We start from the raw sequence: 24,904 nt of genomic DNA, 5'->3' as shown, positions 1-24,904 counted from the left end.
GCCTTCAAACTTGGGGGACTGCTCGACCTGCGCAATCTCTTCAGTCATGGCAACAATTTTCTCCAAAACCGCGTTGGCCTGCTCTTTGAGCTTGAATTCCCTTCCCCTGAAAACCAGCGTAACCTTAACCTTGTCTCTTTTTTCAATAAACTTCGCAATATGCCTGACCTTGGTTTCAAGGTCATGGTCACCTGTTTTAGGCCGTACCTTTATTTCCTTAATCTGAAACCCTTTCTGTCTTCTTTTAGCCCCCTGCTTTTGTTTGGTCAGCTCATATTTATATTTTCCGAAATCCATTATCTTGCAGACCGACGGCTTTGCATCCGGTGAAACCTCAACCAAATCAAGATCTTCTTCACCTGCAATCTTCAATGCCTCTTCAATAGGCATAACCCCTATCTGCTCACCATCAGAGCCAACAACTCTCACCTGGCTGGCCCTGATCCCCTTATTCACGCTTGTCCGATCCTGTCTTCCTCGTTTAGCTATTTTCACACCTCCTGTACCACACGATCCTAATTTTTATCTTTGATAGAATAAGTATAACCCTGCAATTGTAATGGCTTGACTAAAAAAATGCAAGTATTATTTATTTTGAAGCTCGCTGTTTTTTCTGACCGAGAGTATATGTTTCCAAATAACTGTTTTTCCAATATAAGTTGTCTTCTTTCTTAAAAAAATTATAAAAAAGATCGAGACTTTTTTGGCGCAACACCCCAGGGACAATATCAATCCCACATTTTTGATACAAAAAAGGTAGTTTTTTTAAATCACATGTTGTCCCTCCCCCCATGGGGTCTTCATAGGCATATACTATTTTTTTTATGCCCGACAGGATGATGGCACCAAAACACATCAGGCAGGGCTCCATGGTACAAAAAAGAACTGATTTTACAGGATCAAATTGCGCATCAATAGTTTCAAGATATTTTAAAGCCCTTATCTCGGCATGCTCGATTTCACTGAAAAACGGTTTATCTTGAGTTGTTCCCTGCCTTGCACCACTTGCAATTATTTTTTCATCCTGCACAATTACACACCCCACCGGGAACTCACCCCTGTCAAATGCTTTTTTGGCTTGTTCCAATGCCAGTCCCATGTAATATTTATACTCCAATTTAAATCATCTCTCCTAAATGAAATAACCCTTTACAAAGCCTGTTTCATATGCACAAATACAAACCTGGGTTGCATTTATCTTGCTTTTTTTAATAAATAATTGTATAATATTAAATTTCAAAAATTATTCAAGTCTAAAATTTATGGACGCAAAAAAAAAATATACAAAAAAAAATGCTTTGGATAAAAATCTTTGTATCCGGGAAGAATTCCAAATAAGAGAAAAAAGCTTTCTTTCCGAATATGGTATCTTAAGTGCCAATGCCAAAAGGCGTAAGAAAGAAGAAAATATCTGCAATATCAGAACGCCTTTCCAGCTTGACAGGGACAGCATCGTCTATTCAAACTCCTTTAGACGGTTGAAATACAAAACACAGGTTTTCCTCTCCCCTTTGGGAGACCACTATCGGACCCGGCTCACCCACACACTTGAAGTGGCACAAGTTTCAAGGAATATTGCAAGAGCCATGCGTCTTAACGAAGATCTTGCCGAGGCCATTGCACTGGGTCATGATCTGGGTCACCCGCCATTTGGCCATGGTGGTGAAACCGCCCTGATTGAGGTTCACTCACCCCATTTTTCTCACGCTTACCAAAGTTTAAGAGTGGTGGATTGCCTTGAAAACTCAGGAGAAGGCCTTAACCTGACCTGGGAAGTCCGGGACGGTATTCTCAAACACTCCAAGGGATTTGGCAATATCATTCCGGCAACCCCCGGTGAAACAGCCATCACAGTCGAAGGAAGAATTGTCAGAGTGGCGGATATTATTGCCTACTTAAACCATGACCTTGACGATGCCTTAAGAGGCAAGGTTATCTCTTCAGCAGATGTTCCGGATATCTGTATAAAAAAACTGGGAAAAACACACTCCCAGAGAGCCAGCATCATGATTGCGCAATTAGTGTATAACAGTGGCCCCAAGAATGGTAAATTTGTCCTTGATATGGGCCAGGATACATTCCATGCCATGATCATATTAAGAAAATTTTTATATGATAAAGTTTATCGTTCACCAGCCGTTCATGATGAATTTTTAAAAGCAAAAAAGGTGATCATAGGTCTTTATAATTACCTGTTAAATGATCCTGACGCTCTGCAAATAGAACTTATAAAAATGGAAATGGCCCCATGGGATCCTTCAAAAACCGTTATTAAACGGTCTGTTTGTGATTTGATCGCCAGCATGACAGACCGGTATGCCCTGGGTCTTTATTCCAAAATTTTCTTTCCCAAGCCCATGGTCTGATTAAATAACCATGACGTATAAAACCCTTGAACCTCTTGCAGACCTTTATGACGCTATGGATAACACCTGGAGCAAAGTTGCCACAGGCTATCATTTCAAATGCAACGGGTGTGACGACAATTGCTGTAAATCCTTGTTTTTCCACCATACTTATATTGAAAAAGCCTATTTGCTCCATGGCTTTAATGTGCTTGATCAAGACAAAAAAGAAAAAATTTTAGTCAAGGCAAAAAACTATTGTGAAAAAACCTTCCCTCAAAGCCCTGAGATAAAAAGTCTGAAAATTTACTGCCCCGTTAATGAAGACGGTCGATGCCTTCTATACCCATACAGGCCAATGGTTTGCAGACTTCACGGGCTACCCCATGAGCTGAGCAAGCCCGGTTTCAAACCTGTCAAAGGAACTGGTTGTGAAGCTGGATTATTTAATGACAAAACATACATCGAATTTGACAGAACTCCTTTTTATCAACAAATGGCCCAAATAGAAATGACGTTTCGCCAAGTCGTCTTAAACAAAACCGGGAAAATAAAAGAGACCGTTGCTCAAATGCTGCTTTCCCAATAATATTTTTACATTTGCCATTTTGTCTGCTATACCGCTTTTAATAATGATCTAAAGATACACGGGCAAATTTTCTGCGGGTATTGCCACCCTTTGAAAAAATTCGAGGAGATTCATCATTTTTCAGGAAAAAATTGAAATAAAAGCTTCATATAAAGCCTTGAAACTACATCAGGATCTTTTTAATATTTTTTTGCAGACCATAGAATCCATCAAATCCCCGGACTTCAAGCTAAAACTGGACGAACTTGGCAAGCTGGTTGATCAATTTACAATTTCACTATTAAACAGACTGGATAATCTTGAGTATGTCCTTGAAATCATCTCTTTTCTGAATAAAACAACCACCTGTCAGATTATTCGATCCGCAGAAAAAACCTTAGTAGAAAAATGGGGTCAACCGCAAAACATACCATTTTGCTGGATAAATATGGGAAGCGAAGCCAGGCAGGAGCAGGTGGTCAGGACCGATCAGGATAATGCTATCATTTATGCAAATCCTGTAACCGGCAACAAAATAGAGACGGATCTTTTTTTTAAACAATTGTCAGCCATCGTGGTTGAAGATCTTGAGGCGTTTGGATTCAAAAAATGTATCGGTAATGTTATGGCTGTAAACCCTGTCTGGCGAAGATCCATTTACAATTGGATGTCCGCCCTGGATGAATGGGTGGGATCATCAGAGCCTGCAGATGTTCGAAAGCTCACCATTCTGCTTGATTTCAAGGCTATATACGGAGACCTGTCTTTGGCTGAAAAGGTTCATTCCCGTGTTTTTGAATTGTTTGGTCAAACAATAAGTGTCAGTCATTATCTTACAAGGGATGACAAATTATTTAAATCCCCGAAAACTCTATTCGGCAGGATAAGGACTCATCGAAGCGGATCATGTAAAGAATGCTTTAACTTAAAAACATCGGGCCTGGCACATTTGATAAACGGTATTCGGATACTGGCTGTGAATAACTGGATTAAAGAGCCCTCAACCCTTGAAAGGATGACACGGTTAAAAGAAAAACAGGTGATTTCTTCTACAGAATACAACACATATAAATCTGCGTTTACCCTGTTAATGAAAATGAAAATAACCCATCACTTTCTTGAAAAAAAAGGAGCACCACTTCCTGACAATTGTATTGATCTGTCCCGGTTAACGAACTCTCAAAAAAAAGAATTGTCGCATGCACTGGAAGCAGTAAAGGTGCTGCAAAAAAGAATCAATAAATTATACAATGTAGTATGGATGAATTTTTTTAACTAACCAAAAAGGTGTAAAAAAATCATGGACGATTCCTATCATTCTTTTTTTAAATTATTTGCAAAAATAAGTAAAAAAATCCATTCCGGTCGTGAAGTTACAGATATTTTAAAATGCATTGTTGAAAATATAACGGATATCATGGCGGCCAAGGGGTGTATTTATTGGATATTAAACCATCAGAAAAAAATTATTGCGACAAAAATCTCCCATGGTTTTGATTACAGAAGCCTGTCTGAAACCGATTACCAGACACTGTTAACCATTTTTGATATGAGCAAGCCCCGTGTATTTATAAAGGATGCCAGAAATGACACAAGGATTCCTGATCTTGAACGTCTGGGGAAAAGGAGGGTCGGATCGGTGACAGGCCTTTTCTTTGATATCCTGAAACCATATTCCGGCATTCTGGCTGTCTATTTTTCAGAATATAAACCCCTGAATTCACGTGAATTTGAACTGGTCTCCGCCCTTGGTGAACAGGGAGCTCTGGCACTTCAAAAAGCCATTGGATATGATGAAAAAATGATGGGGGTCTATCGGCAGATTGTTGAAGGGTTTGCCCTTGCCATCGAAGCAAAGGACCGGATCACCCATGGCCATTCACAACGTGTGGCAACCTTATCTGAACTGATCGCCAGAAAAATGGAACTGGATGAACATGAGGTAAAAAATATCTATCACGCCGGTATCCTTCATGACATAGGAAAAATTGGCATGGAAGATACTGTTCTGGAACACTTAGGGCAATTGTCGCCAAATGAACTTTCTGCCATCCGGCAGCATCCGGTATTAGGGGCAAAAATATTAAGCCCTTTAACATTTTTCAACGAAATTGAACCCCTTGTAAGACACCACCATGAACTTTATGACGGCACAGGATATCCTGATGGAAAAAAAGGGGATGACATCCCTTTGGGGGCAAGGATAATTACCGTGTGTGATGCCTTTGAAACCATGATAAGCGGCAGACCCCAAATCCCCAAAAAAGGCCTTTCTTTTGCCATACAAGCTCTACAGGAAGGAGTTGGTATCCGATTTGATCCAAAAATTGTTCAGGCATTTTTTGAAGTCATCCGGGAAAACCCGGATGTATTGGATATAAAGGGCACAATGGAATCAAGCCTGGCCCTTTTAAAAAAAGATATGGCTAATCTGGCTGATCAAAACCTGTTTGAAAAAAAATTTTCCAATGGCTTCCCTGCAAATTTCTGATCTAAACGATTCCCTCGGGCATGGAGGGTGTTTTTCCCCCGGCAAGCACATAGCCTCCGTCAAGCCTTAAAACACTTCCAGTCATGTAGGAAGCATCTTTAACAATATACAGACAGGCTTTAACCACATCCTCTATGGTTCCTGTCCGATTCAACAGGGTGTGATCAATCAAAGACTGTTTTTCATCTTCTGTGAGGGCTTGATTCCATCCCCGTGTATCTTTGGCATGCCGGCTATCAAAAACACCCAGCATAATTTCATTAACCCTGATATGGGGAGCACCCATGCGGGCCCAGGTTTCCGTGAGACTTGAAATGCCCCGATTGGCAGCGGCATATCCATCATTAAAGACGAGTGCGGCAGGGCCTGATCGGCCAACGATACCTGCAATGGAAGATATATTGATAACCGCAGCCTCCTCGGCTTTTTTCAGCAGGGGAAAGACAGAGGTGAACACCCATCGTTTAGCTTTAAGAGTGGTTTCAATTTCAAGATCCCATTGATCTTCAACATATTCACCGTGAACCGTGGGCCATCCGCCACGTTCAATATTGTTAATCAGGATATCCAGACAGCCATATTTTTCTTCAATGCGTAAAGCAAGCATTTCAATATCTTTAAGATTGCGTAAATTTGCTGTAATGATCAGGTGCTCGGCTTTAGATGCTGAAAAATCTTTTTCCATACTATCAAAAGCATCTTTCCAGTCATGACGGGTTAAGACAAGTTTTGCGCCTTCATTGGCCAGAGCAAGGCCGATTCCTTTCCCAATACCTTTAACTGCCCCCAGAACCAAGGCTACTTTTCCTTTGATCTGCATAGAATTTATTCTCCAAATGTCATCTTTATGCCGAACAGCATAAATTTTACCCAGTCAATGCCAAGGTTCAACAATACTTCATCATCTGTTTTGATTTTCGTTAAGAGGTCTTCCGGAAGACTGAATTCATTTAAGAGATCTTTTTCAACAATCTGTGCCCGGAACTCATCCAGATCATATAAGGCCAGGTAAAATTTATCAGACTGAGCCCCTTCGAGCTTGCCGGGCAGAATCTGGTTTTTAAGGCTGATCAATTCCATGAGCTTGTCATTCTCTTCATTGTATTTACCCACATCCTGGCCTTTAAGCCATTCTTTTATTGTCTGCCGGGTCTCCTTGCCGAATCCTTTGCAATGAGGCTCCTCAATCAAGGCAAAGTATTGGGTAATCTCCCCTGTTTCCCTTGACCGGGCAATGGCCCTGGCCAGAGGATACATCCGGCAGGAGGCGGGCCTGTCCTCATAGACAGAACATCCTTCAGGTGTGACAAAGGGGCATTCATATCCCGTATCCGGGTTGGGTTTAAATTCGATTACAGGCAAACCGGACCCAGGCCCATAATGCAGAGAGGTATAGGTCCTTAAAAAATCGGGTGAGGATATCCCAAGATTATTTTTCAATCGCAAAACATCGTAGGGTGTCAGTGCCTGATTCAGGTCACGGCAACAGTCATTAAAGCATTCATTTTCACAATTGCAGTTAAAATTCATCAAATTTTCAAGCCTGACCGATATCATATCTTCTGTCATTTGTTTTCCTTTTGTCTATTCGGATACTAATTTTTGCTTCCTAATAGATTATCAGTAATTTTTTTAGATTTCCAGTCTCTTTTTTCTCTGAGGCATGCACTATATATTGTATCTTATCTTATTAATATTTTATACATATTGTTATTTTGCAAGATACCGAAAACAATTGAAAAACAAGGCCAATCTTTTTTGAAAAATTCTTGACAAAAAGAGTTAGAGAGTGCTATTCCGATAACATTTATGTAGAGCTTGGATTGATATTGGGCTTTAATTTTTTTGATGTTCAAGCTGACTTAAGAATTACCAGGCCGAACGGTTACGGTCTGTTTTGTTGAAATAAAAAATAGTAGCACAACGGTATTGTGCAATTTGATTAACTTAATTTATGGAGGTATTTTAAATGCCATCTTTTGTAATTTCAGAAAAATGTGACGGCTGCAAAGGTGGGGACAAGACAGCATGTATGTACATCTGTCCCAATGACCTGATGGTTCTTGAACCAAATGAAATGAAAGCATACAACCAGGAACCAGATCAGTGCTGGGAATGCTTTTCATGCGTAAAGATCTGTCCTACTCAGGCCATTGAAGTCAGAGGTTATTCTGACTTTGTACCCATGGGAGGCTCTACTGTTCCTATGATAGGTACTGAGGATATTATGTGGACATGTAAGTTTAGAAACGGTCTTATCAAACGCTTCAAGTTCCCCATCAGAACAACCCCTGAAGGCGAGGCTAATGCATATCTTGACCTTAAAGGTAAAGATCTTGACAGTGGACTGCTCTCCACCCAGGAAGCAGATGGTTATGAACTTGTAGCTCCAAAAGAGCTTGCATAACTTTATTGTCAACCATTTAATTTTGATACTTAAATAATTTAGGAGATATATAATGGGATTACCTAATAAACCTATTGGAGAACTTAAAGCTGTAAGAGATCCAAAGGTTGAGAAAAGAGACGTTGATATTCTCATCGTTGGTGGCGGTATGGCTGCCTGCGGGACAGCATTTGAAGTAAAAAAATGGGCAAGTGACGACACAAAAATTCTTCTTTGTGACAAAGCAGCCCTTGAAAGATCAGGCGCAGTAGCCCAGGGTCTTTCAGCGATTAACACTTATATTGGCGACAACTCGCCTGAAGATTATGTACGTATGGTTAGAAATGACCTTATGGGTATTGTACGTGAAGACTTGATTTTTGACCTTGGACGTCATGTTGATGACTCTGTCCATCTTTTTGAAGAGTGGGGACTCCCCATGTGGAAAAAGAGTGATGACGGAAAAAACGTTGACGGCAAAAAAGGTGTAAAACTGGGAACGCTTAAAGGCGGAGCCACTCCAGTTAGAACTGGTAAATGGCAGATTATGATCAATGGTGAATCTTACAAAAGAATTGTTGCAGAAGCAGGTAAACTTGCTCTCGGCGAAGACAACATCATTGAAAGATGCTTTATTGTTGAACTTCTCAACGATGAAAATGATCCCACAAAAATAGCCGGCGCAGTTGGTTTTTCCGTACGTGAAAACATAGTTTATATCATCAAGGCAAAAACAATGATGGTTGCCTGTGGTGGCGCAGTTAATGTTTACCAGCCACGTTCAGTTGGTGAGGGTAAAGGTCGTGCATGGTATCCAGTATGGAATGCAGGCTCCACCTATACAATGGCTGTCAGAGCAGGTGCTGAACTCTCCATGATGGAAAACCGTTTCACCCCGGCTCGTTTTAAAGATGGTTACGGACCTGTTGGTGCGTGGTTCCTTCTTTTTAAAGCTATGACAGTTAATGGTCTTGGTGAAAACTTTGCTGCTTCTGATGAAGCAAAAGCAGAGCTTGAAAAATATGCTCCCTATGGAACTGCTGCTGTAACTCCTACATGCCTTAGAAACCATCTCATGATGAAAGAGTACAAAGAAGGCCGTGGTCCAATCATCATGAAAACTACTGATGCTCTTGCCAAACTGGCTGCAACAATGAGCAAAAAAGAGATGAAACATCTTGAGTCAGAAGCATGGGAAGATTTCCTTGACATGTCTGTTGGCCAGGCAGGACTGTGGTGTGCAACAAACACTGAACCTGAGAAAAAAGATTCAGAAGTCATGCCAACTGAACCCTATCTTCTTGGTTCTCACTCTGGCTGCTGCGGCATCTGGTGTTCGGGTCCTGACGAAGACTGGGTTCCTGCTGAGTACAAATGGGGTGTTGGAGACAAAGTCTACAATCGTATGACTACTGTCAAAGGTCTGTTTACCTCTGGTGACGGCGTTGGCTGTTCCGGTCATAAATTCTCCTCCGGCTCCCATGCTGAAGGTCGTATCTGTGCAAAAGAGATGGTCAAATATATCAGAGATAACCCTGAAGCGGTAAGTTTCAAAGAGACTGACGAAGAGTTGGTTGACCTTGTCTACAAACCAGTCAGAAATTATCTGGACCACTGTGAATATACTACAGATGAAACCATTAACCCCAACTATTGCAAACCTGCCGGCATGGCACTGCGTCTCATGAAGATGACCAATGAGTATGGTGGTGGAACAGCCACTTACTACATGACTTCCGGTGCATCTCTTGAAGTCCTCATGGATCTGTTTGAAATGTTCCGTGAAGATCTTGATAAAATTGCTGCTGGTGATCTGCATGAGCTCATGAGAGCATGGGAAATTAACCATCGTCTCTACACAGTTGAGGCTCATACCCGTCATATCCAGTTCCGTGAAGAATCAAGATATCCTGGTTTCTATTACAGAAGTGACTTCATGGGTCAAAATGATGATGAATGGTTCTGTTTTACAAACTCAACTTATAACAAAGAGACAAAAGAGTGGAGTTTGAAAAAAGTACCTTATATTAAGATCATTGCCGACTAGTGCTGATAATAGATCTTAAAGTACGTTCTTAGAAATACTGACCTCCAGGTGCTGGTTCGCTAGTGCCTGGGGGTTTTTTAAGATTATGGAGGCTTGGGTCTTCTTTCCATCTCCTATTTTGTAAGTGACAAAACTTAAATTTTATTTTTGCAATTACAAAACAGGAGAGAGGATGCCATAAAGCTTTTTAAATCTTAAAGTGAAAGCGCTTAAGATTTGGCATAAAAAAATAACAAATTAACCCAAAATAATACAACTCAAATGCACGGAGGGACAGCATGACAACAGATAATTCAGCCCCGAAAAGTTCCAGCTTAATGGTGGTTGGCGGTGGAATCAGTGGCCTTACAACTGCCCTGGAAGCTGCCGAAGTGGGGTATGAGGTCTTCCTTGTGGAAAAGGAAGCATCCCTTGGCGGAAGAGTATCCCAGTTAAAACACTACTTCCCCAAACTTTGCCCGCCTACTTGCGGACTCGAGATTAACTACAGAAGACTCAAGGACAACAAAAACATTAAAGTATTCACCATGTCGGAAGTACAGAATGTAACGGGGACTGCCGGAGACTATACTGTCACGGTAAAAACATCGCCTCGATATGTAAATGAAAATTGTACGGCATGCGGCGACTGCACAAAAGTTTGTGACACTGAAATTTCTAATGATTTCAACTTTGGCATGGACCGCAAAAAAGCCGCTTATCTTCCGCATAACATGGCCTTCCCCATGAGGTACGTTATGGATCCCGCCATGAGTACAGATGACCGTGACAAAGTCAAAGAGGCCTGTAAATATGATGCCATTGATTTTGACATGGAAGAAAAAACAATCGATCTTAAAGTGGGTGCTGTTGTCTGGAATACCGGATGGACTCCCTATGATGCCACAAAAATTGATAATCTTGGATTTGGCAGATACCAGAATATCGTGACCAACATGATGCTTGAAAGAATGGCATCCCTAAATGGTCCGAGTGAAGGTAAAATTGTCCGTCCGTCTGATGACAAAGCGCCTGAAACCATAGCATTTGCACAGTGCGCAGGTTCCAGAGATGAAAATCACCTGCCTTACTGCTCTTATATCTGCTGCATGGCATCCTTGAAACATGCGACATATCTTCGATCACAATATCCGGATGCAAAAATATACATCTATTATATTGATCTTAGAACACCGGGTAGAAAATATGAGAACTTCTATGCAAACCTCAAAAAAGATGAAAACATCTTCTTTGTTAAAGGCAAAGTTGCCGAAGTCTCAGAAGAGCCGGGTTCCGGAAATATCAACCTTGTTGCCGAAGACACTATCACAGGTGAAAAAGTCAGACAGACCGTGGACATGCTCGTACTTGCCACCGGTATGCAGCCGACTTGCGCCATTGACAAACCCAATGCGGATCTGAACTACAATGCTGACGGTTTCATTGTAAACGACTTTAAAAAAGGCGGCATGTTTGCAGCCGGTTGCGCCAATAAGCCTGCTGATGTTGTAACATCTAACCAGAATGCTACAGGCATGGCACTTAAAGCCATTCAGACCCTTGTAAGGAGAGGATAATCATGGATAAAAAATACGGAGTATATATCTGCACAGGCTGTGGAATCGGTGATACCCTCGATATGGAAGATCTGGTGGATGTTCCTGATGAAGAGGGCATTAATTGTACCACCCACCCGTTTCTGTGCTCCAAGGAAGGTGTAGAATTAATTCAGAAAGATGTTGATGATGAAAAAGTGAACGCCATGGCCATCTGTGCCTGCTCAAGACGTGTTAACTTTGATGTTTTTAATTTTAACGGTTGTATCATTGAAAGAGTTAACCTGAGAGAAGGCGTTGTCTGGCCGCATTCAAGAGAAACATACCCAAAGCTTGAAGAAGATCAGAAGGATGATGAAGAACATTTTGATCCCATTCAGATGAAAGCTGAAGATTATATCAAGATGGGGATGATCAGAATTCAAAAAGTTAACCTGCCCGAACCCTATAAGACTGAATCGTTTTCAAAAAAAATTCTGGTTCTGGGTGGAGGTGTAACCGGTATGTCAGCAGCCCTTGATGCAGCTAAAGTAGGATTTGAAGTCACCATTGTTGAAAAACAGGACAAACTGGGTGGTTATGCTGCCAACATGAGAAGCCAGATGCCGGTTGCAGAGCCTTTTGAAGAATTAAGGGCACCGGTTGTAAATGACTTGATTGCTGAAGTTGAAAGCTTTTCAAATATTGATGTCAAAACTGCCACCGAGGTTGCCCGTATTGCTGGCCAGCCCGGTGAATTTACCGTAACATTCAAAAAACCGGGTGAAAAAATCCCCTTTGATGTTCCCTTTCCGCTGCCCGAGGAAATGCTGGTGGATGAAAACGGAAAAGAATTGAATGTAGAAGATGCCCATGCCAAATACCTTGAATACAATGAAGGCAGAGAAGATATCCTTCAGCTCGACCCTGACGGAGAGCTTTATGGTGCTGTAATTCTTGCAGCCGGATGGCGACCTGCTAAAATAGAAGGTGAAGAATATGCGCACCTTGGTATTGGTCTTTCCGATGTTGTGACCAATGACGAGTTTGAAAAAATTGCAGCCAAAGGCAAAATCATTCGACCTTCTGATGGCAAAGAAGCCAAAGATGTTGTATTCATACAGTCCCCGGGCAAGGATGAAGACGATGCCGATTTTGAATACTGCGGCTCTGTTACCAGCCAGGTAGCCTTGAAACAGGCCAGATACGTCAGAGAAGATTATTCTGACGGTAAGGCGTATATCATTTACCAGCATATGAAAACCCCTGGCCTTCAGGAATATTTTTACAAAAGCATGCAGCAGGAAGACGGTGTTTTCATGACCAAGGGTGCTGTTACCCAGGTTGCCCAGCAGGGGAATGGACTTGCGGTCACTGCCACTAACACACTCTTAGGTGAAAATCTTGCCATTAAAGCCGACATGGTTGTTGTTGCCGGCGGTATGGTTCCAGTCACTGCTGATGATCCTGTTATCAATCTTGCTTACAGACAGGGTCCGGGATTCAGAGATAATGATATTTTTGGACAGTATGCAGACTCAAACTATATCTGCTTCCCCTATGAAACCCAAAGAACCGGTATTTATGCTGCCGGTGCCGTAAGACGTGCCATGACCATTGAAGAATCCATGGAAGATGCAACAGGGGCTGCTTTAAAAGCCATCCAGTGTATCGAAAGTGCTAACCGCGGGATGTCTGTTCATCCAAGATCAGGAGACATGACTTATCCGGACTTCTTCTTCCAGAGATGTACGCAATGTAAACGCTGTACGGTTGAATGTCCCTTTGGTGCCCTTGATGATGATGAAAAAGGTACTCCAACCGCAAATCCGACAAGATGCCGAAGATGCGGAACCTGCATGGGTGCCTGCCCTGAAAGAATCATCTCTTTTGCTGACTACACGATTGATTCTATTGGTTCCCAGGTTAAAGCGGTTGGCGTTCCGTCAGAAGATGATTATGATGAGCCACCATTTAGATTCCTTGCCCTGATCTGCGAAAATGATGCCTTTCCGGCCCTTGACATGGTGGGCATGAACAGAATAGATTACTCTCCGAATGTCAGGTTTATCCCGATAAGATGCCTTGGCTCATTTAATGTTATCTGGATCAAAGATGCGCTTGCCCAGGGTATGGACGGTGTTATTCTCATTGGCTGTAAACATGGTGATGATTACCAGTGTCACTTTATGAAAGGTTCAGAACTTGCCGAAATCCGTGTGAAGAAAATCGGTGACGCTCTTTCAAGTCTTGCGCTTGAAGAAGAACGTGTGGCCTTTGCAGAAGTTGCCATTGATGAATATGACAAACTTCCTGGAATAATAAATGCCTTTGTTGAAGAAGTTGAAGACCTTGGTCCGAACCCATTCAAAGGATTCTAATCAAAACTATTTAAAAAATAGTTTAGGAGGTATATAAGTATGACTGAAAAATATCTTGCTCAACCTGATCTTGACTTTATAGCTCAAGTAAGAGGTCTTGGTGGCGAAACACTGAAAAAGTGCTACCAATGTGCCACTTGTTCGGTTGCATGCCCTATTGCTCCTGAAGACAGTCCTTTCCCAAGAAAAGAAATGATTGCTGCTTCCTGGGGTCTTAAAGACAAGCTGATCTGTAGTGGCGATATTTGGCTGTGCCATGAATGCGGCGACTGTTCGGATCTTTGCCCGAGAGGCGCTGCCCCTGGCGATGTCCTTTCTGCCATCAGATCTGTAGCCATTACCGAATATGCCAGACCCAAAGCCTTGGCAAATGCGGTCACTGATCCTAAAAAACTGCCTTTCCTTCTTGGAATACCCGCCATCTGGTTTGCTATCCTGGCGTTTATTACCATGACCGCAGGTGAAACCATGACCAAAATATTTGAATTTATCCCGTTCTTTGACTGGGCACAACACGAGGGTGAACATGTGATTGCCCAGGCAGATTTTTTCTCGACCTGGTTCGTGGATCTGACTTTTGTGCCTACTGCAACGGCAGTGGCCATCATCTTTTTCCTCAGCCTTAAAAACTTTTTGAATGATATCCATGAAAATGCCGTTCTTGAAGGAAAAACAGATAAGACCACTCTGAATTACAAAGAATTTTTTCAGGCACTTATCAGGGTTATCCCGACCATTCTCAGACATGATAAATTCAATGAGTGTGAATCCAATAAGGATAGAGCAACCCCTCACATGATGGTTCTGTTCTCATTTATCGGGCTTTTTATCGTAACTGCAATTTTCTTTATTGTATTGTACGTTTTCCAGACCCCAGGTCCTTATTCACAGCTTAATCCTGTAAAATGGCTGGCCAATATTTCAGGTGTTGCTCTGGTTATCGGCAGTGGACTGATGATTAAAAACAGGCTGGATAAGAAAGAAGAACAACTTACGTATTACAAAGACTGGTTCATTCTTGGTGTTGTTTTTGCTTTGGGTCTTACGGGTATGCTGACTGAAATGACCCGTTTGGCGCACCTGGAATATATTTCCTATTTCTTTTACTACCTGCATCTGATTGCCATTTTCAACCTGTTTGCATTTCTGCCGTTTTCAAAAATGGCCCATCTTGTCTACAGGCTTACAGCAATGACTTATGCAGAGTACAGCAATAGAAAATAGCTAAAACAATTTAAACAAAGAGGGGGAGATGATTTTTTTATCATCTCCCCTTTTTTTCCTTGCATTTTTTAAAATGAAGTAATAAGCCATTATTACGATCACCCAAAATATATAAGGGCCGCTCTGCTTGAAGGTGTTTTCCAGAGCAAATTTTTCATAAGTATTTTGTCTTAATACCAAGTCAAGGAGGAAAATTTTGGTGGAAGGAACAATCAAATGGTTTAATTCAAAAAAAGGCTTTGGTTTTATTGAGCAAGAAACCGGCGACGATGTGTTTGTCCATTTTTCAGCCATTGAAATGTCAGGTTTCAAAACACTTTCAGAAGGAGAACGCGTACAATTTGAAGTAGAAGAGAACGACAAAGGACTCTCAGCCAGAAAAGTTATAAAAGTTTAAACATACCCCACCACCAAGGCAGTGATTGATTCCTGCCTTGGTTTTTTAATTCTCAAACCCCTTTCTTGCCAATATTCCCAGTGATTTATAATAGTGTTTTATTTCCTTCATCTCAGTTACCAGATCTGCGTGATTTATTAAATTCTGCGTTGCTTTCCGACCGGTTAATATAAGTTCAATATTTTCCGGCTTTGATTGCATCAAATCGATCACCTGTGAGTCTGAAATCAGGCCAAACCATATGGCAACACAAATTTCATCCATGACCACTATATCATAAAGACCCTTTTGCATAATTACTCCGAATTCTTCAAGACCCTTATGAGCCTGATCAATATGTTTGGGGGTAACATCTTCTTTCCTGAAACATCCCGGATCGCCAAATTGTTTGATGGTGATATTGGGAATTAAGTCTAAACTTGACAGTTCTCCATAATGCTGTCCTTTCATGAATTGACCGATATATACTGAAAAACCATGGCCGGATGCGCGTAATGCAAGGCCAAGAGCAGCAGTTGTTTTACCTTTCCCGTCTCCGGTGTATATGTGGATATATCCTTTTTTCATAAATTATAATCCAGTATTATTAAACTTATTTTATAAAAACTAAACGAACTATTGCATATTATAAAAATTAATATAATATAAATTTTTCATAAGTGTAACTAAAAAATTAGGAGATCGACAAATTTGAACAAGATTGCTGTACTCCCAGGTGATGGAATCGGACCCGAGGTGATGGAACAGGCGGTTAAAATTCTTAAAAAGACTGCAACCCTTTATGAATTTGACCTTGAATATGAATTTGCAGACATTGGGGGTGTTGCCATTGACAACCACGGCAAAGCGTTGCCAGATTCGACTTTAACCTTATGTGAACAAAGTGATGCAATTTTATTTGGCTCAGTCGGCGGCCCTGAATGGGAGCACCTTGTGCCGGAGGAGCAGCCTGAACGAGGGGCTTTATTGCCTTTAAGAAAACATTTTGGCTTATATTGTAATCTCAGACCCGCAAAGGTCTTCCCTACCTTGGCATCTGCCTCACCTTTAAAACCCGAAATCGTTAAAAACGGCTTTGATATTCTCTGTGTAAGAGAGCTGACAGGCGGCATCTATTTTGGAGAACCAAAGGGTAGAGAAGGAAAAGGCCTTGAGGAAAAAGCCTATGATACAATGGTATATACACGATTTGAAATTGAACGAATTGCACGGATGGCCTTTGAGGCAGCCCGGAAAAGAAACCATCTCGTGACATCCGTCGATAAGGCCAATGTTCTGTTTTCCATGGTCCTCTGGAGGGAGACGGTCACACAGATTGCAAAAGAGTTCCCCGATGTCACCTTAAACCACATATATGTTGACAATGCCACCATGCAGCTTGTCAGAAACCCGCATCAATTCGATGTGCTTCTTTGTGGAAATATGTTTGGGGATATTATTTCTGATGAATGTGCCATGATAACCGGCTCCATGGGTCTTTTGGCTTCTGCCAGCCTGAACGAAAAAAATTTTGGTCTTTATGAACCTGCAGGTGGATCTGCACCGGATATTGCAGGAAAAGGCATTGCCAATCCCATTGCCCAGATTCTGTCCGGTGCAATGATGCTTAAACACACCTTTGGATTCTCAGACGCTGCCAACGCTATTGAAAAAGCCATTTCAATAGTTCTTGAAAAAAATATTTTCACAGCTGATCTGACTGATGAAAAAAATGAAGCTGTGGATACAGAAACCATGGGAGATGCTATTGTAAAAGAACTTGAAGAAATGAAGAAATAGCCGTATCTATTCTAAAATATAAAAAAGGGGATTTTAGCTTTCACTAAAATCCCCTTTTTTATATTGTGGCGGGAGTGACGAGACTCGAACTCGCGACCTCTTGCGTGACAGGCAAGCGTTCTAACCAAACTGAACTACACCCCCAGCAATCTTACTTTTCTGGTGGGCGATGCAGGGCTTGAACCTGCGACTTCAACCTTGTAAGGGTTGCACTCTCCCAACTGAGTTAATCGCCCGAAAAACAAAAGGACTTATATCAATAATAGAAAATTGTGTCAAGAAGAAACTACCATAAAAAGATTATTATTGCTATTCTTTATGGGTCAAAATTATTTGCTGTGGCCTTGCTTGCAAGCTCATATTAAAAATGCTATAAATTAATTATGATTAAGCGCCCATTCGATTTTTCACCAAAAAAATTTGAATCATAGCTTTTTAAATTATCAATGACGATCAATCACTTATTCTTTCTTTTATTCGTCATAAATTTCAGCCAAGGAGTCTGATAATGGAACCTGTACAAGGATATCTTGAAATTATGGATAAAGGGTTTGGATTTTTGAGAAATATAGAAGAAAACTTCCAGCCCAGACCTGAAAACACATATGTCCCAAATAGTCTGATAAGAAAATTAAATTTAAAAGAGGGCGGTTTTATTGAAGGTTTTGGGGAACAAAAAGGTCCAAGCAATCCAAATCTTGCCTTAATCAGAGTTGAGACGATAAACAAGCTCCCGCTTGATGAATTTATCAACACGCCTCTATTGCAGGACCAGACCAGCATTAACCCTTTTGAACGCTACTATCTTACTCAAAATGAAGATGATAGCACAGGCAAAGCTCTGGATATGATCACACCCCTTGGCATGGGCCAGAGAGGACTGATTATTGCACCGCCCAAATCCGGTAAAACAACCATATTGCGCCATATGGCAAACTCAGTGGTAATGAATCACCCGGATGCAAAAGTTTTTATTCTCCTGGTTGACGAAAGGCCGGAAGAGGTTACGGATTTTCAAAGGGGCCTGAAAGACGCTCATGTCCTATATTCTTCAGCAGACCAGCAGATTGGCCAGCATATGAGAATGACCCGCCTTGCCATGCATACTGCTATCCGGTGTGCTGAAATCGGCCAGAATTCAGTTGTATTCATTGATTCTTTAACCCGAATGACAAGAGCCTTTAACGCAAACACAGACAGCCACGGCAAAACCCTGACCGGAGGTCTCGGTGCCAATGCCATGGAGTTTCCCAGAAAAATTTTCGGTGCTGCCAGAAAACTTGAAAATGGCGGTTCCTTAACCATTGTTGCCACCATCCTTGTTAATACAGGCAGTCGCATGGATGACATTATCTATCAGGAATTCAAGGGAACAGGAAACATGGATCTGTTTCTTTCCCAAGACTGTGCAGAAAACCGGATCTGGCCGGCCATTAACATCAACAAATCCGGCACACGAAAGGAAGACCTGTTAATGGATAAGGATGAACATAAAGAAATGGTTGAAATTCGAAGAGCCATCGCCACAAAGGACGAAAAAGATGCTATGATGCAATTTATATCATATCTTGAATAAACTCATATCATAACGCATCAATCACCCCAGAGCATTTTCAAGCACCTGGGACATATCCTCAGCATAAATGATTTCCATTTGCTTTTGAATGGATTTAGGAATTTCTTTAATATCTTTTCTGTTCTCAGTAGAAACAATCACTTTTTTAATACCATTGGCATGGGCAGCCAAGAGTTTTTCCTTTAATCCGCCGACAGGCAGCACCCTGCCGCGCAATGTAATTTCGCCTGTCATGGCAAGCTTTCTTGAAACCGGTTTTCCGGTCAAGACGGAAACAACAGCTGTACACATGGATATGCCCGCCGAAGGACCATCTTTTGGAATTGCCCCTTCCGGAACATGAATATGAATATCAATATTTTTATAAAAATTTTCTTTAATATTTAATTCTTTGCTGCGGGACCTGACATAACTGACAGCTGCCTGGGAAGACTCTTTCATGACGTCACCAAGCTTTCCGGTTACAACCACATTTCCTTTGCCCGGCATGGTTACAACCTCTATCGTGAGAAGTTCTCCCCCGGCCTGGGTCCATGCGAGACCAGTGACAATCCCCGTCCTGTCATCTTTTTCCAGGACACTATTTCTGAAACGGGGTTGCCCAAGGTATTTTAAAACCATGGTTGTTGAAATTTTATGCAGTTTTCTATTATTGGTTTGAACGATCTCCTTAACTATTTTTCTTAATACAGAAGAGATCTCCCGTTCCAGATTCCTTACCCCCGCCTCTTTTGTGTATTGTTTTATAATGGCATGGATGGCATTCTTTGAGAAAATCGCATCAATCTTTGAAAGACCATTTTCTTTCAATTGTTTTGGTATCAAATACCCTGTGGCAATCTTGAGTTTTTCATACTCTGTATAGCCCGGTATCCGAATGATTTCCATTCTGTCTCTCAATGGTGCCGGGATATCATACAAGGTATTGGCTGTAGTGATAAAAAGGACTTGGGACAGATCATAATCCACTTCAAGATAATGATCATTAAAATTTTTATTCTGCTCCGGATCCAATGCCTCAAGTAAAGCAGATGATGGATCACCCCTGAAATCAGCCGTCATTTTATCAATTTCATCCAGGCAAAAAACAGGATTATTATATCCTATTTTTTTCAAGGTTTGAATAATCTTGCCCGGCATGGCCCCCACATAGGTTCTTCTATGACCTCTGATCTCCGCTTCGTCCCTGACACCGCCAAGAGAAACTCTGGCAAAGGCTCTTCCCGTAGCAGAAGCCACCGATCTTGCCAAGGACGTTTTCCCGACACCCGGTGGTCCCACCAAACAGAGAATCGGTCCTTTAATTTTTTTGACAAGAATTTGTACGGCCAAATACTCAAGAATCCTTTCTTTGGGTTTTTCAAGCCCATAATGATCCTGTTCTAATATTTGTTCAGCCTTTTTAAGATTATTCCTTGAGCGGTTCTTCCTAAACCATGGCAAAGAAATCAGCCAGTCAATATAGTTTCTGACCACAGTGGCTTCCGATGACATGGAAGGCATCATCTTCAGCTTTGCAAGTTCTCTTCTTACAACGGAAGCCGCTTCTTTGGACATTCTTTTTTTCTTTATCCGATTTTCAAGATCCTGGAATTCTGCTGCACCGCCATCTTCTCCCATTTCTTTTTTAATGGCGCGCATCTGCTCATTCAAATAGTGCTTCTTCTGAAGCGTTTCCATTTGTTCCTTTACTCTTCCCTTTATTTTCTGGGACATGGTAAAGACTTCGGTTTCCTTTTGAATCAATTTTAACAATAAAAAAAATCTGTCTTCTATATTTCCACATTCAAGCAATTTTTGCTTATCAGCCAGTTTAAATGGCATCTGGGTGGTGATGGTATCGGCATATCTGGACTCATGAGCAGCGAGGGCATCAAGATTTTTAAAAAAGCTCTTTGCTACCGCACCGGAAAGTTTGCCATAATGTTCAAACGCCTCGGTGACTGTTCTGATGGCAGCTTCCCTTGCCTTTTCAGACAGGGGTTCTTCATGGACCGGAATATAATCAACACAAAGGTAACCATGCTCATCAACCAATTTAACAATTTTTCCTCTTTCACACCCTTCAACCAATGCCTTAACTGTTCCATCAGGCAATCTGAGAAGCTGGGTGATCTTTGCCTCTGTACCCACCTGAAAAATATCGTTAATAGTGGGTTTTAAAACTTCAGGGTCTTTTTGAGTGGTCAGAAAAATCTTCTTATCTGCTACCATGGCTTCAGACAAAGCCTTAATGGATTTATCCCTTCCGACAAAGACAGACGTAGTAATGGATGGAAACAACACCATATCCCTTAAAGGCACAAGTGGAAGCTGTTTTGCTGAACTCTGTGAACCATCCTGATGAAAGAACTTAGGAATTTTGATCATTAAATTTTAGAACTCTCTTTATTTTCAGGCCTGCTTTTTAGGCTGCTCATAAAGCAGTATCGGATCTTCATTCTTTAATACTACTTCTTCGCCAATCACACACTCTCTAATGTTCTCTTTTGAAGGAATTTCATACATGATATCCAGCATGGTTTCTTCCATAATGGCACGAAGTCCCCTTGCGCCTGACTTTCTTTGTACAGCTTCTTTTGCCATGGCTTCAAGGGCTTCATCCGTGAACTGAAGTTCCACTCCTTCAATATTCAATAACTCCTGGTATTGTTTGACAAGCGCATTCTTGGGTTCGGTTAAAATTTTAACCAATGATTTCTTATTCAGTTCGCCAATAGAGGTAATAATGGGCAGACGGCCTAAAAACTCCGGTATAAGGCCAAATCTTATCAGATCCTCGGGTTTGAGCTGTTCAAGAAGCTCTCCAATGTTTTTATCCTTTTTACCGACAATCTTGGCGCCGAATCCCATGGTTTTCTTGGTAATTCTTCTTTCGATCACCTTTTCAAGTCCGGTAAATGTACCCCCGCAGATAAAAAGAATATTAGACGTATCAACCTTTACATAATCCTGTTGGGGGTGTTTTCTCCCACCCTTGGGAGGAATACTGGCAACCGTACCCTCTATAATTTTTAAAAGCGCCTGTTGAACGCCTTCTCCGGAAACATCCCGGGTAATGGATGGATTGTCACCGCGCTGGGATATTTTGTCGATCTCATCAATATATATGATGCCCTTCTGGGCTTTCTCAACATCATAGTCTGCATTCTGGACAAGGGAAAGCACTATGTTTTCAACATCTTCCCCGACGTAACCGGCTTCGGTTAAAGCCGTTGCATCTGCAATGGCAAAAGGAACATCTAAAAATCTGGCAAGGGTCTGAGCCAGAAGCGTCTTCCCGCATCCGGTGGGGCCGATGATAAGGATATTACTCTTTTGAATTTCTACGTCATCATTTTTCTTTTCCATGGTTGAAGTCAGACGTTTATAATGATTGTAAACCGCCACAGAAAGAACTTTTTTAGCTCGATCCTGTTCAATGACATACGCATCAAGCAATGCTTTTATTTGCCTGGGTGTTAAAAAATCCTTTAACCCGTCTTTCTCGACTTGTTTTTCTTTTTCTTCATCCTCAACAATCTCACTACACAATTTGATACATTCATTACAAATATAAACACTTGGACCTGCAATCAGTTTTGTAACTTCTTTTTGATTTTTACCGCAAAAAGAACAAAAAAACTGATCATTGCCTTCATCTTTGCCAGCCATAATTTACGCTACTCCTTTGAAGAATCGTTGCTGTCTTCTTCTATCTCGCTTCTGTCAGCAACAACCTTGTCTATAATACCATATTCCAAAGCTTGCATTGCTGACATGAAAAAATCTCTGTCCGTATCTTCTGATATTTTTTTTATGTCCTGACCGGTGTGCGTGGATAAAATTTCATTTAAGGCATCTTTCATCCTTAAAATTTCATTGGCCTGAATTTTAATGTCAGTGGCCTGTCCCTGAGCACCTCCAAGTGGCTGATGAATCATTATCCTGGAATTTGGCAAAGCAACTCTTTTCCCTTTTGCACCGGCAGCCAGTAAGAGTGCCCCCATGCTGGCAGCCTGTCCAATACATACTGTTGCCACATCTGGTTTTATGTATTGTATGGTATCATAGATGGCCAGTCCTGCGGTTACCACACCTCCAGGTGAATTGATATAGAAACTGATATCCTTTTCAGGATCTTCTGACTCCAAAAATAAGAGCTGGGCAACAATAAGATTGGCAATCTCATTATCAACAGCAGATCCAATAAAGATTATTCTATCTTTTAAAAGACGGGAATAAATATCGTAAGCACGCTCCCCTCTGTTGGTTTGTTCAACAACCATTGGAATTAGAGGCACGATTCAACTCCTTTAATTATTTTGTTTTCATTTTATTAATGCTGATTGCATGTTAAATAATTACTCTTTTTCTTCTTTTGATGCATTGTCTTCTTTAATTTCTGCATCATCTTCAACAGCATCCGGTTCAACTTCGGTAACACTTCCTTTCTGTACTATAAGGTCAATGGCTTTTTTTTCAAGCTGTGTATGCTTATAATATTCCAACTGCTTCGGATCCATGTTGAAATAATTTTTTATTGAATCAACAGGCGCATTCATTCCGATTGCCATCTCCCCAAAGCTTTTTTCCAGTTCTTCATCGTTAAGCTCAAGCTTCTCCTGGGTAATGATTTTATCCAGGATCAAATGCCTTCTAGCTTGCTTTTCTGCCACATCACGATACTGGGTTCTTAAAATATCCTTACTCAACCCTGCTTCTTCAAGCGTAGTATTATTTGCTGAATAGGCTTGTTCTGCTTCCATTGTAATGCCATTGAGCTCTCCTTCAACCATTGCTTGCGGCACTTCAAATTCATATTTTTCCAAAAGATTCTGGAATACCTGTTCGGAAAGTTCATGTTTTATTCTTTGTGCATATCCTTTTTCAAGGTTTTCACGGATAGAGGTCCTGACATCATCCAGGGTTTCAAATTTTCCCAGGTCTTTTACAAGGTCATCATTGAGTTCAGGCAGAATTTCTTCTTGTATTTCCTTTAATGTCACCTTATAAACAATATTTTTTCCTTTCAGACTTTCATCATGATAATCATCGGCATATGGCACTTCTATTTCAAGATCCTGTACCGGAATTGCACCTGTCAGTTTTTCTGAAAATTCTTTAGGCATAACCTCTTTTCCGATTCCCATGACGTAATTTTCAATTTTAGGTGTCTTATCAAAAGGTTCACCATTTAAAAAACCCTCATGATCTATCAGAACAAAATCACTTTCTTCTACAGGACGTTCTTCTTTTACAGTCTCTTTTCTGGCCATGGTTTTCTGAATCATATGCATTTGGCTTTCTATCTCACCATCGGAGACTTCATACTTTGTTTGTTTCAGAGCAATCCCTTCGAATTCAATGTCATCAAGCTCGGGTTTTATTTCCACGGTGATATCAAAAACATATGCATTTTCAGGATCTAACTCAGGCGGATCCATTTGGGGACCACCGACAACATTCAGATCATGTTCCTTAATGACTTCAATAAATGCTTCCTGGATCAAACGCGGTGCAACATCTTCATGAACATCTTTTGAAAATCTGTTTTCCAATACCTTGCGGGGGATTTTACCCTTTCTAAATCCCTTCACATCAGCCTTCTTTTTCAGCTCTTTGTATGCAATATTCAGTTCTTTGGTAACGTCTTCCTTAGAGATTTCAAAAGAGAGTACTTTTTTCACACTGCTCTTATCTTCAATTTTTACCTGCATATCTTAAATGTCCTGTATTCATTCTATTAAAATTAAACTGCCACAAACACTACTTCAAATAATTAAAAAAATATGTAATATATAAAACATATATCGCATATTTAAGTACCTTTCCACAAAGTTTTTTAAAATAACTCTTATATATAGCGGTGTCAAGAAAATTGGCCAAACAAAACATTTTACCATTTGTTATCATCACAGCATTACCGGCACTCCAAGCACAAAATTCGGCAACACAACAAGTAAAACCACGCAACACAACAAGTAAAACCACGCAACACAATATCGTAATCAGCGATTGACCCCGGGTACAGGGGATAGAGAACGGACTTGCAAAATTCCTTGCCTTTATTATCTGAAAATGATAGTTGATATGATTGTGTTAATTGCTATAATCGGGGCGTAGCGCAGCCTGGTAGCGCGCTTGCTTTGGGAGCAAGATGCCGGAGGTTCGAATCCTCTCGCCCCGACCAGTAAATACAATTCCCCAAACCTTC

The 24,904-nt window shown here is 41.1% G+C and carries 21 protein-coding genes and 3 tRNA genes; 13 read left to right on the top strand and 11 right to left on the bottom strand.

The window, feature by feature from the left end; translation table 11 throughout:
• Together infC and QAI40_RS10665 are read right to left on the bottom strand one after the other, a co-directional pair.
• Window positions 1-495: translation initiation factor IF-3 (gene infC, locus QAI40_RS10670; RefSeq protein WP_299981662.1), on the bottom strand; the 495-nt coding region annotated here is incomplete at its 3' end.
• 94 nt (window positions 496-589) lie between these two features.
• Window positions 590-1,117, bottom strand: coding sequence for a nucleoside deaminase (locus tag QAI40_RS10665; RefSeq protein WP_299981660.1), 528 nt, complete (start codon window positions 1,115-1,117; stop codon window positions 590-592).
• Window positions 1,118-1,262: 145 nt separating this feature from the next.
• Between QAI40_RS10665 and QAI40_RS10660 the strand changes: the two genes are divergently transcribed.
• The 4 genes from QAI40_RS10660 (at window position 1,263) to QAI40_RS10645 (ending at window position 5,404) form a co-directional block, all read left to right on the top strand.
• Window positions 1,263-2,366 carry a deoxyguanosinetriphosphate triphosphohydrolase gene (locus QAI40_RS10660; protein ID WP_299981658.1) on the top strand — a complete coding sequence of 368 codons (1,104 nt, stop codon included), beginning with the start codon at window positions 1,263-1,265 and terminating at the stop codon, window positions 2,364-2,366.
• A 10-nt stretch (window positions 2,367-2,376) separates the two neighbouring features.
• Window positions 2,377-2,934 (top strand): hypothetical protein, encoded by a 558-nt coding sequence (locus QAI40_RS10655; protein ID WP_299981656.1) that lies wholly within the window; start codon window positions 2,377-2,379, stop codon window positions 2,932-2,934.
• A 190-nt stretch (window positions 2,935-3,124) separates the two neighbouring features.
• Window positions 3,125-4,192, top strand: coding sequence for a DUF294 nucleotidyltransferase-like domain-containing protein (locus QAI40_RS10650; protein WP_299981654.1), 1,068 nt, complete (start codon window positions 3,125-3,127; stop codon window positions 4,190-4,192).
• Between the two features lie 21 nt (window positions 4,193-4,213).
• Complete coding sequence (locus tag QAI40_RS10645) at window positions 4,214-5,404, top strand: HD domain-containing phosphohydrolase (protein WP_304511624.1); 1,191 nt, start codon at window positions 4,214-4,216, stop codon at window positions 5,402-5,404.
• A 1-nt stretch (window position 5,405) separates the two neighbouring features.
• On the opposite strand, the gene QAI40_RS10640 is transcribed toward QAI40_RS10645, so the two are convergent.
• Together QAI40_RS10640 and QAI40_RS10635 are read right to left on the bottom strand one after the other, a co-directional pair.
• Window positions 5,406-6,224 carry an SDR family NAD(P)-dependent oxidoreductase gene (locus tag QAI40_RS10640; protein ID WP_299981650.1) on the bottom strand — a complete coding sequence of 273 codons (819 nt, stop codon included), beginning with the start codon at window positions 6,222-6,224 and terminating at the stop codon, window positions 5,406-5,408.
• A 5-nt stretch (window positions 6,225-6,229) separates the two neighbouring features.
• Window positions 6,230-6,973 carry a YkgJ family cysteine cluster protein gene (locus QAI40_RS10635; RefSeq protein WP_299981648.1) on the bottom strand — a complete coding sequence of 248 codons (744 nt, stop codon included), beginning with the start codon at window positions 6,971-6,973 and terminating at the stop codon, window positions 6,230-6,232.
• A 400-nt stretch (window positions 6,974-7,373) separates the two neighbouring features.
• Here QAI40_RS10635 and aprB point away from each other — a divergent pair, with 400 nt between their 5' ends.
• The 6 genes from aprB to QAI40_RS10605 all read left to right on the top strand — a co-directional run bounded on the left by aprB (window position 7,374) and on the right by QAI40_RS10605 (window position 15,353).
• Entirely contained in the window at window positions 7,374-7,811 is a 438-nt protein-coding gene (gene aprB / locus QAI40_RS10630; protein ID WP_299981646.1) for an adenylyl-sulfate reductase subunit beta, read from the top strand.
• A gap of 52 nt (window positions 7,812-7,863) precedes the next feature.
• Entirely contained in the window at window positions 7,864-9,837 is a 1,974-nt protein-coding gene (gene aprA, locus QAI40_RS10625) for an adenylyl-sulfate reductase subunit alpha (RefSeq protein WP_299981644.1), read from the top strand.
• Between the two features lie 278 nt (window positions 9,838-10,115).
• A complete protein-coding gene (locus QAI40_RS10620; RefSeq protein WP_299981642.1) occupies window positions 10,116-11,393 on the top strand; it encodes a CoB--CoM heterodisulfide reductase iron-sulfur subunit A family protein in 1,278 nt (425 codons plus the stop codon).
• A 2-nt stretch (window positions 11,394-11,395) separates the two neighbouring features.
• Complete coding sequence (locus QAI40_RS10615) at window positions 11,396-13,732, top strand: FAD-dependent oxidoreductase (RefSeq protein ID WP_299981640.1); 2,337 nt, start codon at window positions 11,396-11,398, stop codon at window positions 13,730-13,732.
• Window positions 13,733-13,771: 39 nt separating this feature from the next.
• Window positions 13,772-14,956, top strand: coding sequence for a quinone-interacting membrane-bound oxidoreductase complex subunit QmoC (gene qmoC, locus QAI40_RS10610; protein ID WP_299981638.1), 1,185 nt, complete (start codon window positions 13,772-13,774; stop codon window positions 14,954-14,956).
• Window positions 14,957-15,152: 196 nt separating this feature from the next.
• Entirely contained in the window at window positions 15,153-15,353 is a 201-nt protein-coding gene (locus QAI40_RS10605; RefSeq protein ID WP_291348561.1) for a cold-shock protein, read from the top strand.
• Between the two features lie 45 nt (window positions 15,354-15,398).
• On the opposite strand, the gene QAI40_RS10600 is transcribed toward QAI40_RS10605, so the two are convergent.
• Window positions 15,399-15,920 (bottom strand): cob(I)yrinic acid a,c-diamide adenosyltransferase, encoded by a 522-nt coding sequence (locus QAI40_RS10600; protein WP_299981634.1) that lies wholly within the window; start codon window positions 15,918-15,920, stop codon window positions 15,399-15,401.
• A 123-nt stretch (window positions 15,921-16,043) separates the two neighbouring features.
• Between QAI40_RS10600 and leuB the strand changes: the two genes are divergently transcribed.
• On the top strand, window positions 16,044-17,132 hold the full coding sequence (leuB, locus tag QAI40_RS10595) for a 3-isopropylmalate dehydrogenase (protein ID WP_299981632.1): 1,089 nt from the start codon (window positions 16,044-16,046) through the stop codon (window positions 17,130-17,132).
• A gap of 66 nt (window positions 17,133-17,198) precedes the next feature.
• Here leuB and QAI40_RS10590 read toward each other — a convergent pair.
• Together QAI40_RS10590 and QAI40_RS10585 are read right to left on the bottom strand one after the other, a co-directional pair.
• Window positions 17,199-17,276, bottom strand: a tRNA-Asp gene (locus QAI40_RS10590).
• A 16-nt stretch (window positions 17,277-17,292) separates the two neighbouring features.
• Window positions 17,293-17,368 (bottom strand) — tRNA-Val (locus tag QAI40_RS10585).
• A gap of 203 nt (window positions 17,369-17,571) precedes the next feature.
• Here QAI40_RS10585 and rho point away from each other — a divergent pair.
• Window positions 17,572-18,708 (top strand): transcription termination factor Rho, encoded by a 1,137-nt coding sequence (gene rho / locus QAI40_RS10580; protein WP_331520634.1) that lies wholly within the window; start codon window positions 17,572-17,574, stop codon window positions 18,706-18,708.
• A 21-nt stretch (window positions 18,709-18,729) separates the two neighbouring features.
• Here rho and lon read toward each other — a convergent pair whose 3' ends face one another.
• Genes lon through tig form a run of 4 tightly spaced genes read right to left on the bottom strand, consistent with a single transcriptional unit; the run spans window position 18,730 to window position 24,407 of the window.
• Window positions 18,730-21,078 (bottom strand): endopeptidase La, encoded by a 2,349-nt coding sequence (gene lon, locus QAI40_RS10575; RefSeq protein ID WP_299981630.1) that lies wholly within the window; start codon window positions 21,076-21,078, stop codon window positions 18,730-18,732.
• A 24-nt stretch (window positions 21,079-21,102) separates the two neighbouring features.
• Complete coding sequence (clpX, locus tag QAI40_RS10570; RefSeq protein ID WP_299981628.1) at window positions 21,103-22,362, bottom strand: ATP-dependent Clp protease ATP-binding subunit ClpX; 1,260 nt, start codon at window positions 22,360-22,362, stop codon at window positions 21,103-21,105.
• Between the two features lie 8 nt (window positions 22,363-22,370).
• Entirely contained in the window at window positions 22,371-22,991 is a 621-nt protein-coding gene (clpP, locus tag QAI40_RS10565; protein ID WP_299981626.1) for an ATP-dependent Clp endopeptidase proteolytic subunit ClpP, read from the bottom strand.
• A 60-nt stretch (window positions 22,992-23,051) separates the two neighbouring features.
• Window positions 23,052-24,407 carry a trigger factor gene (tig, locus tag QAI40_RS10560; RefSeq protein WP_299981624.1) on the bottom strand — a complete coding sequence of 452 codons (1,356 nt, stop codon included), beginning with the start codon at window positions 24,405-24,407 and terminating at the stop codon, window positions 23,052-23,054.
• Window positions 24,408-24,803: 396 nt separating this feature from the next.
• Here tig and QAI40_RS10555 point away from each other — a divergent pair.
• Window positions 24,804-24,880, top strand: a tRNA-Pro gene (locus QAI40_RS10555).
• The last annotated feature ends 24 nt before the right edge of the window (window positions 24,881-24,904 follow it).

The sequence above is a fragment of the Desulfobacula sp. genome, from assembly GCF_030611305.1.
Taxonomy (GTDB): domain Bacteria; phylum Desulfobacterota; class Desulfobacteria; order Desulfobacterales; family Desulfobacteraceae; genus Desulfobacula.
The sequence above is the reverse complement of the archived record's forward strand: the minus strand, read 5'-3'. Positions and strand labels throughout refer to the sequence as shown.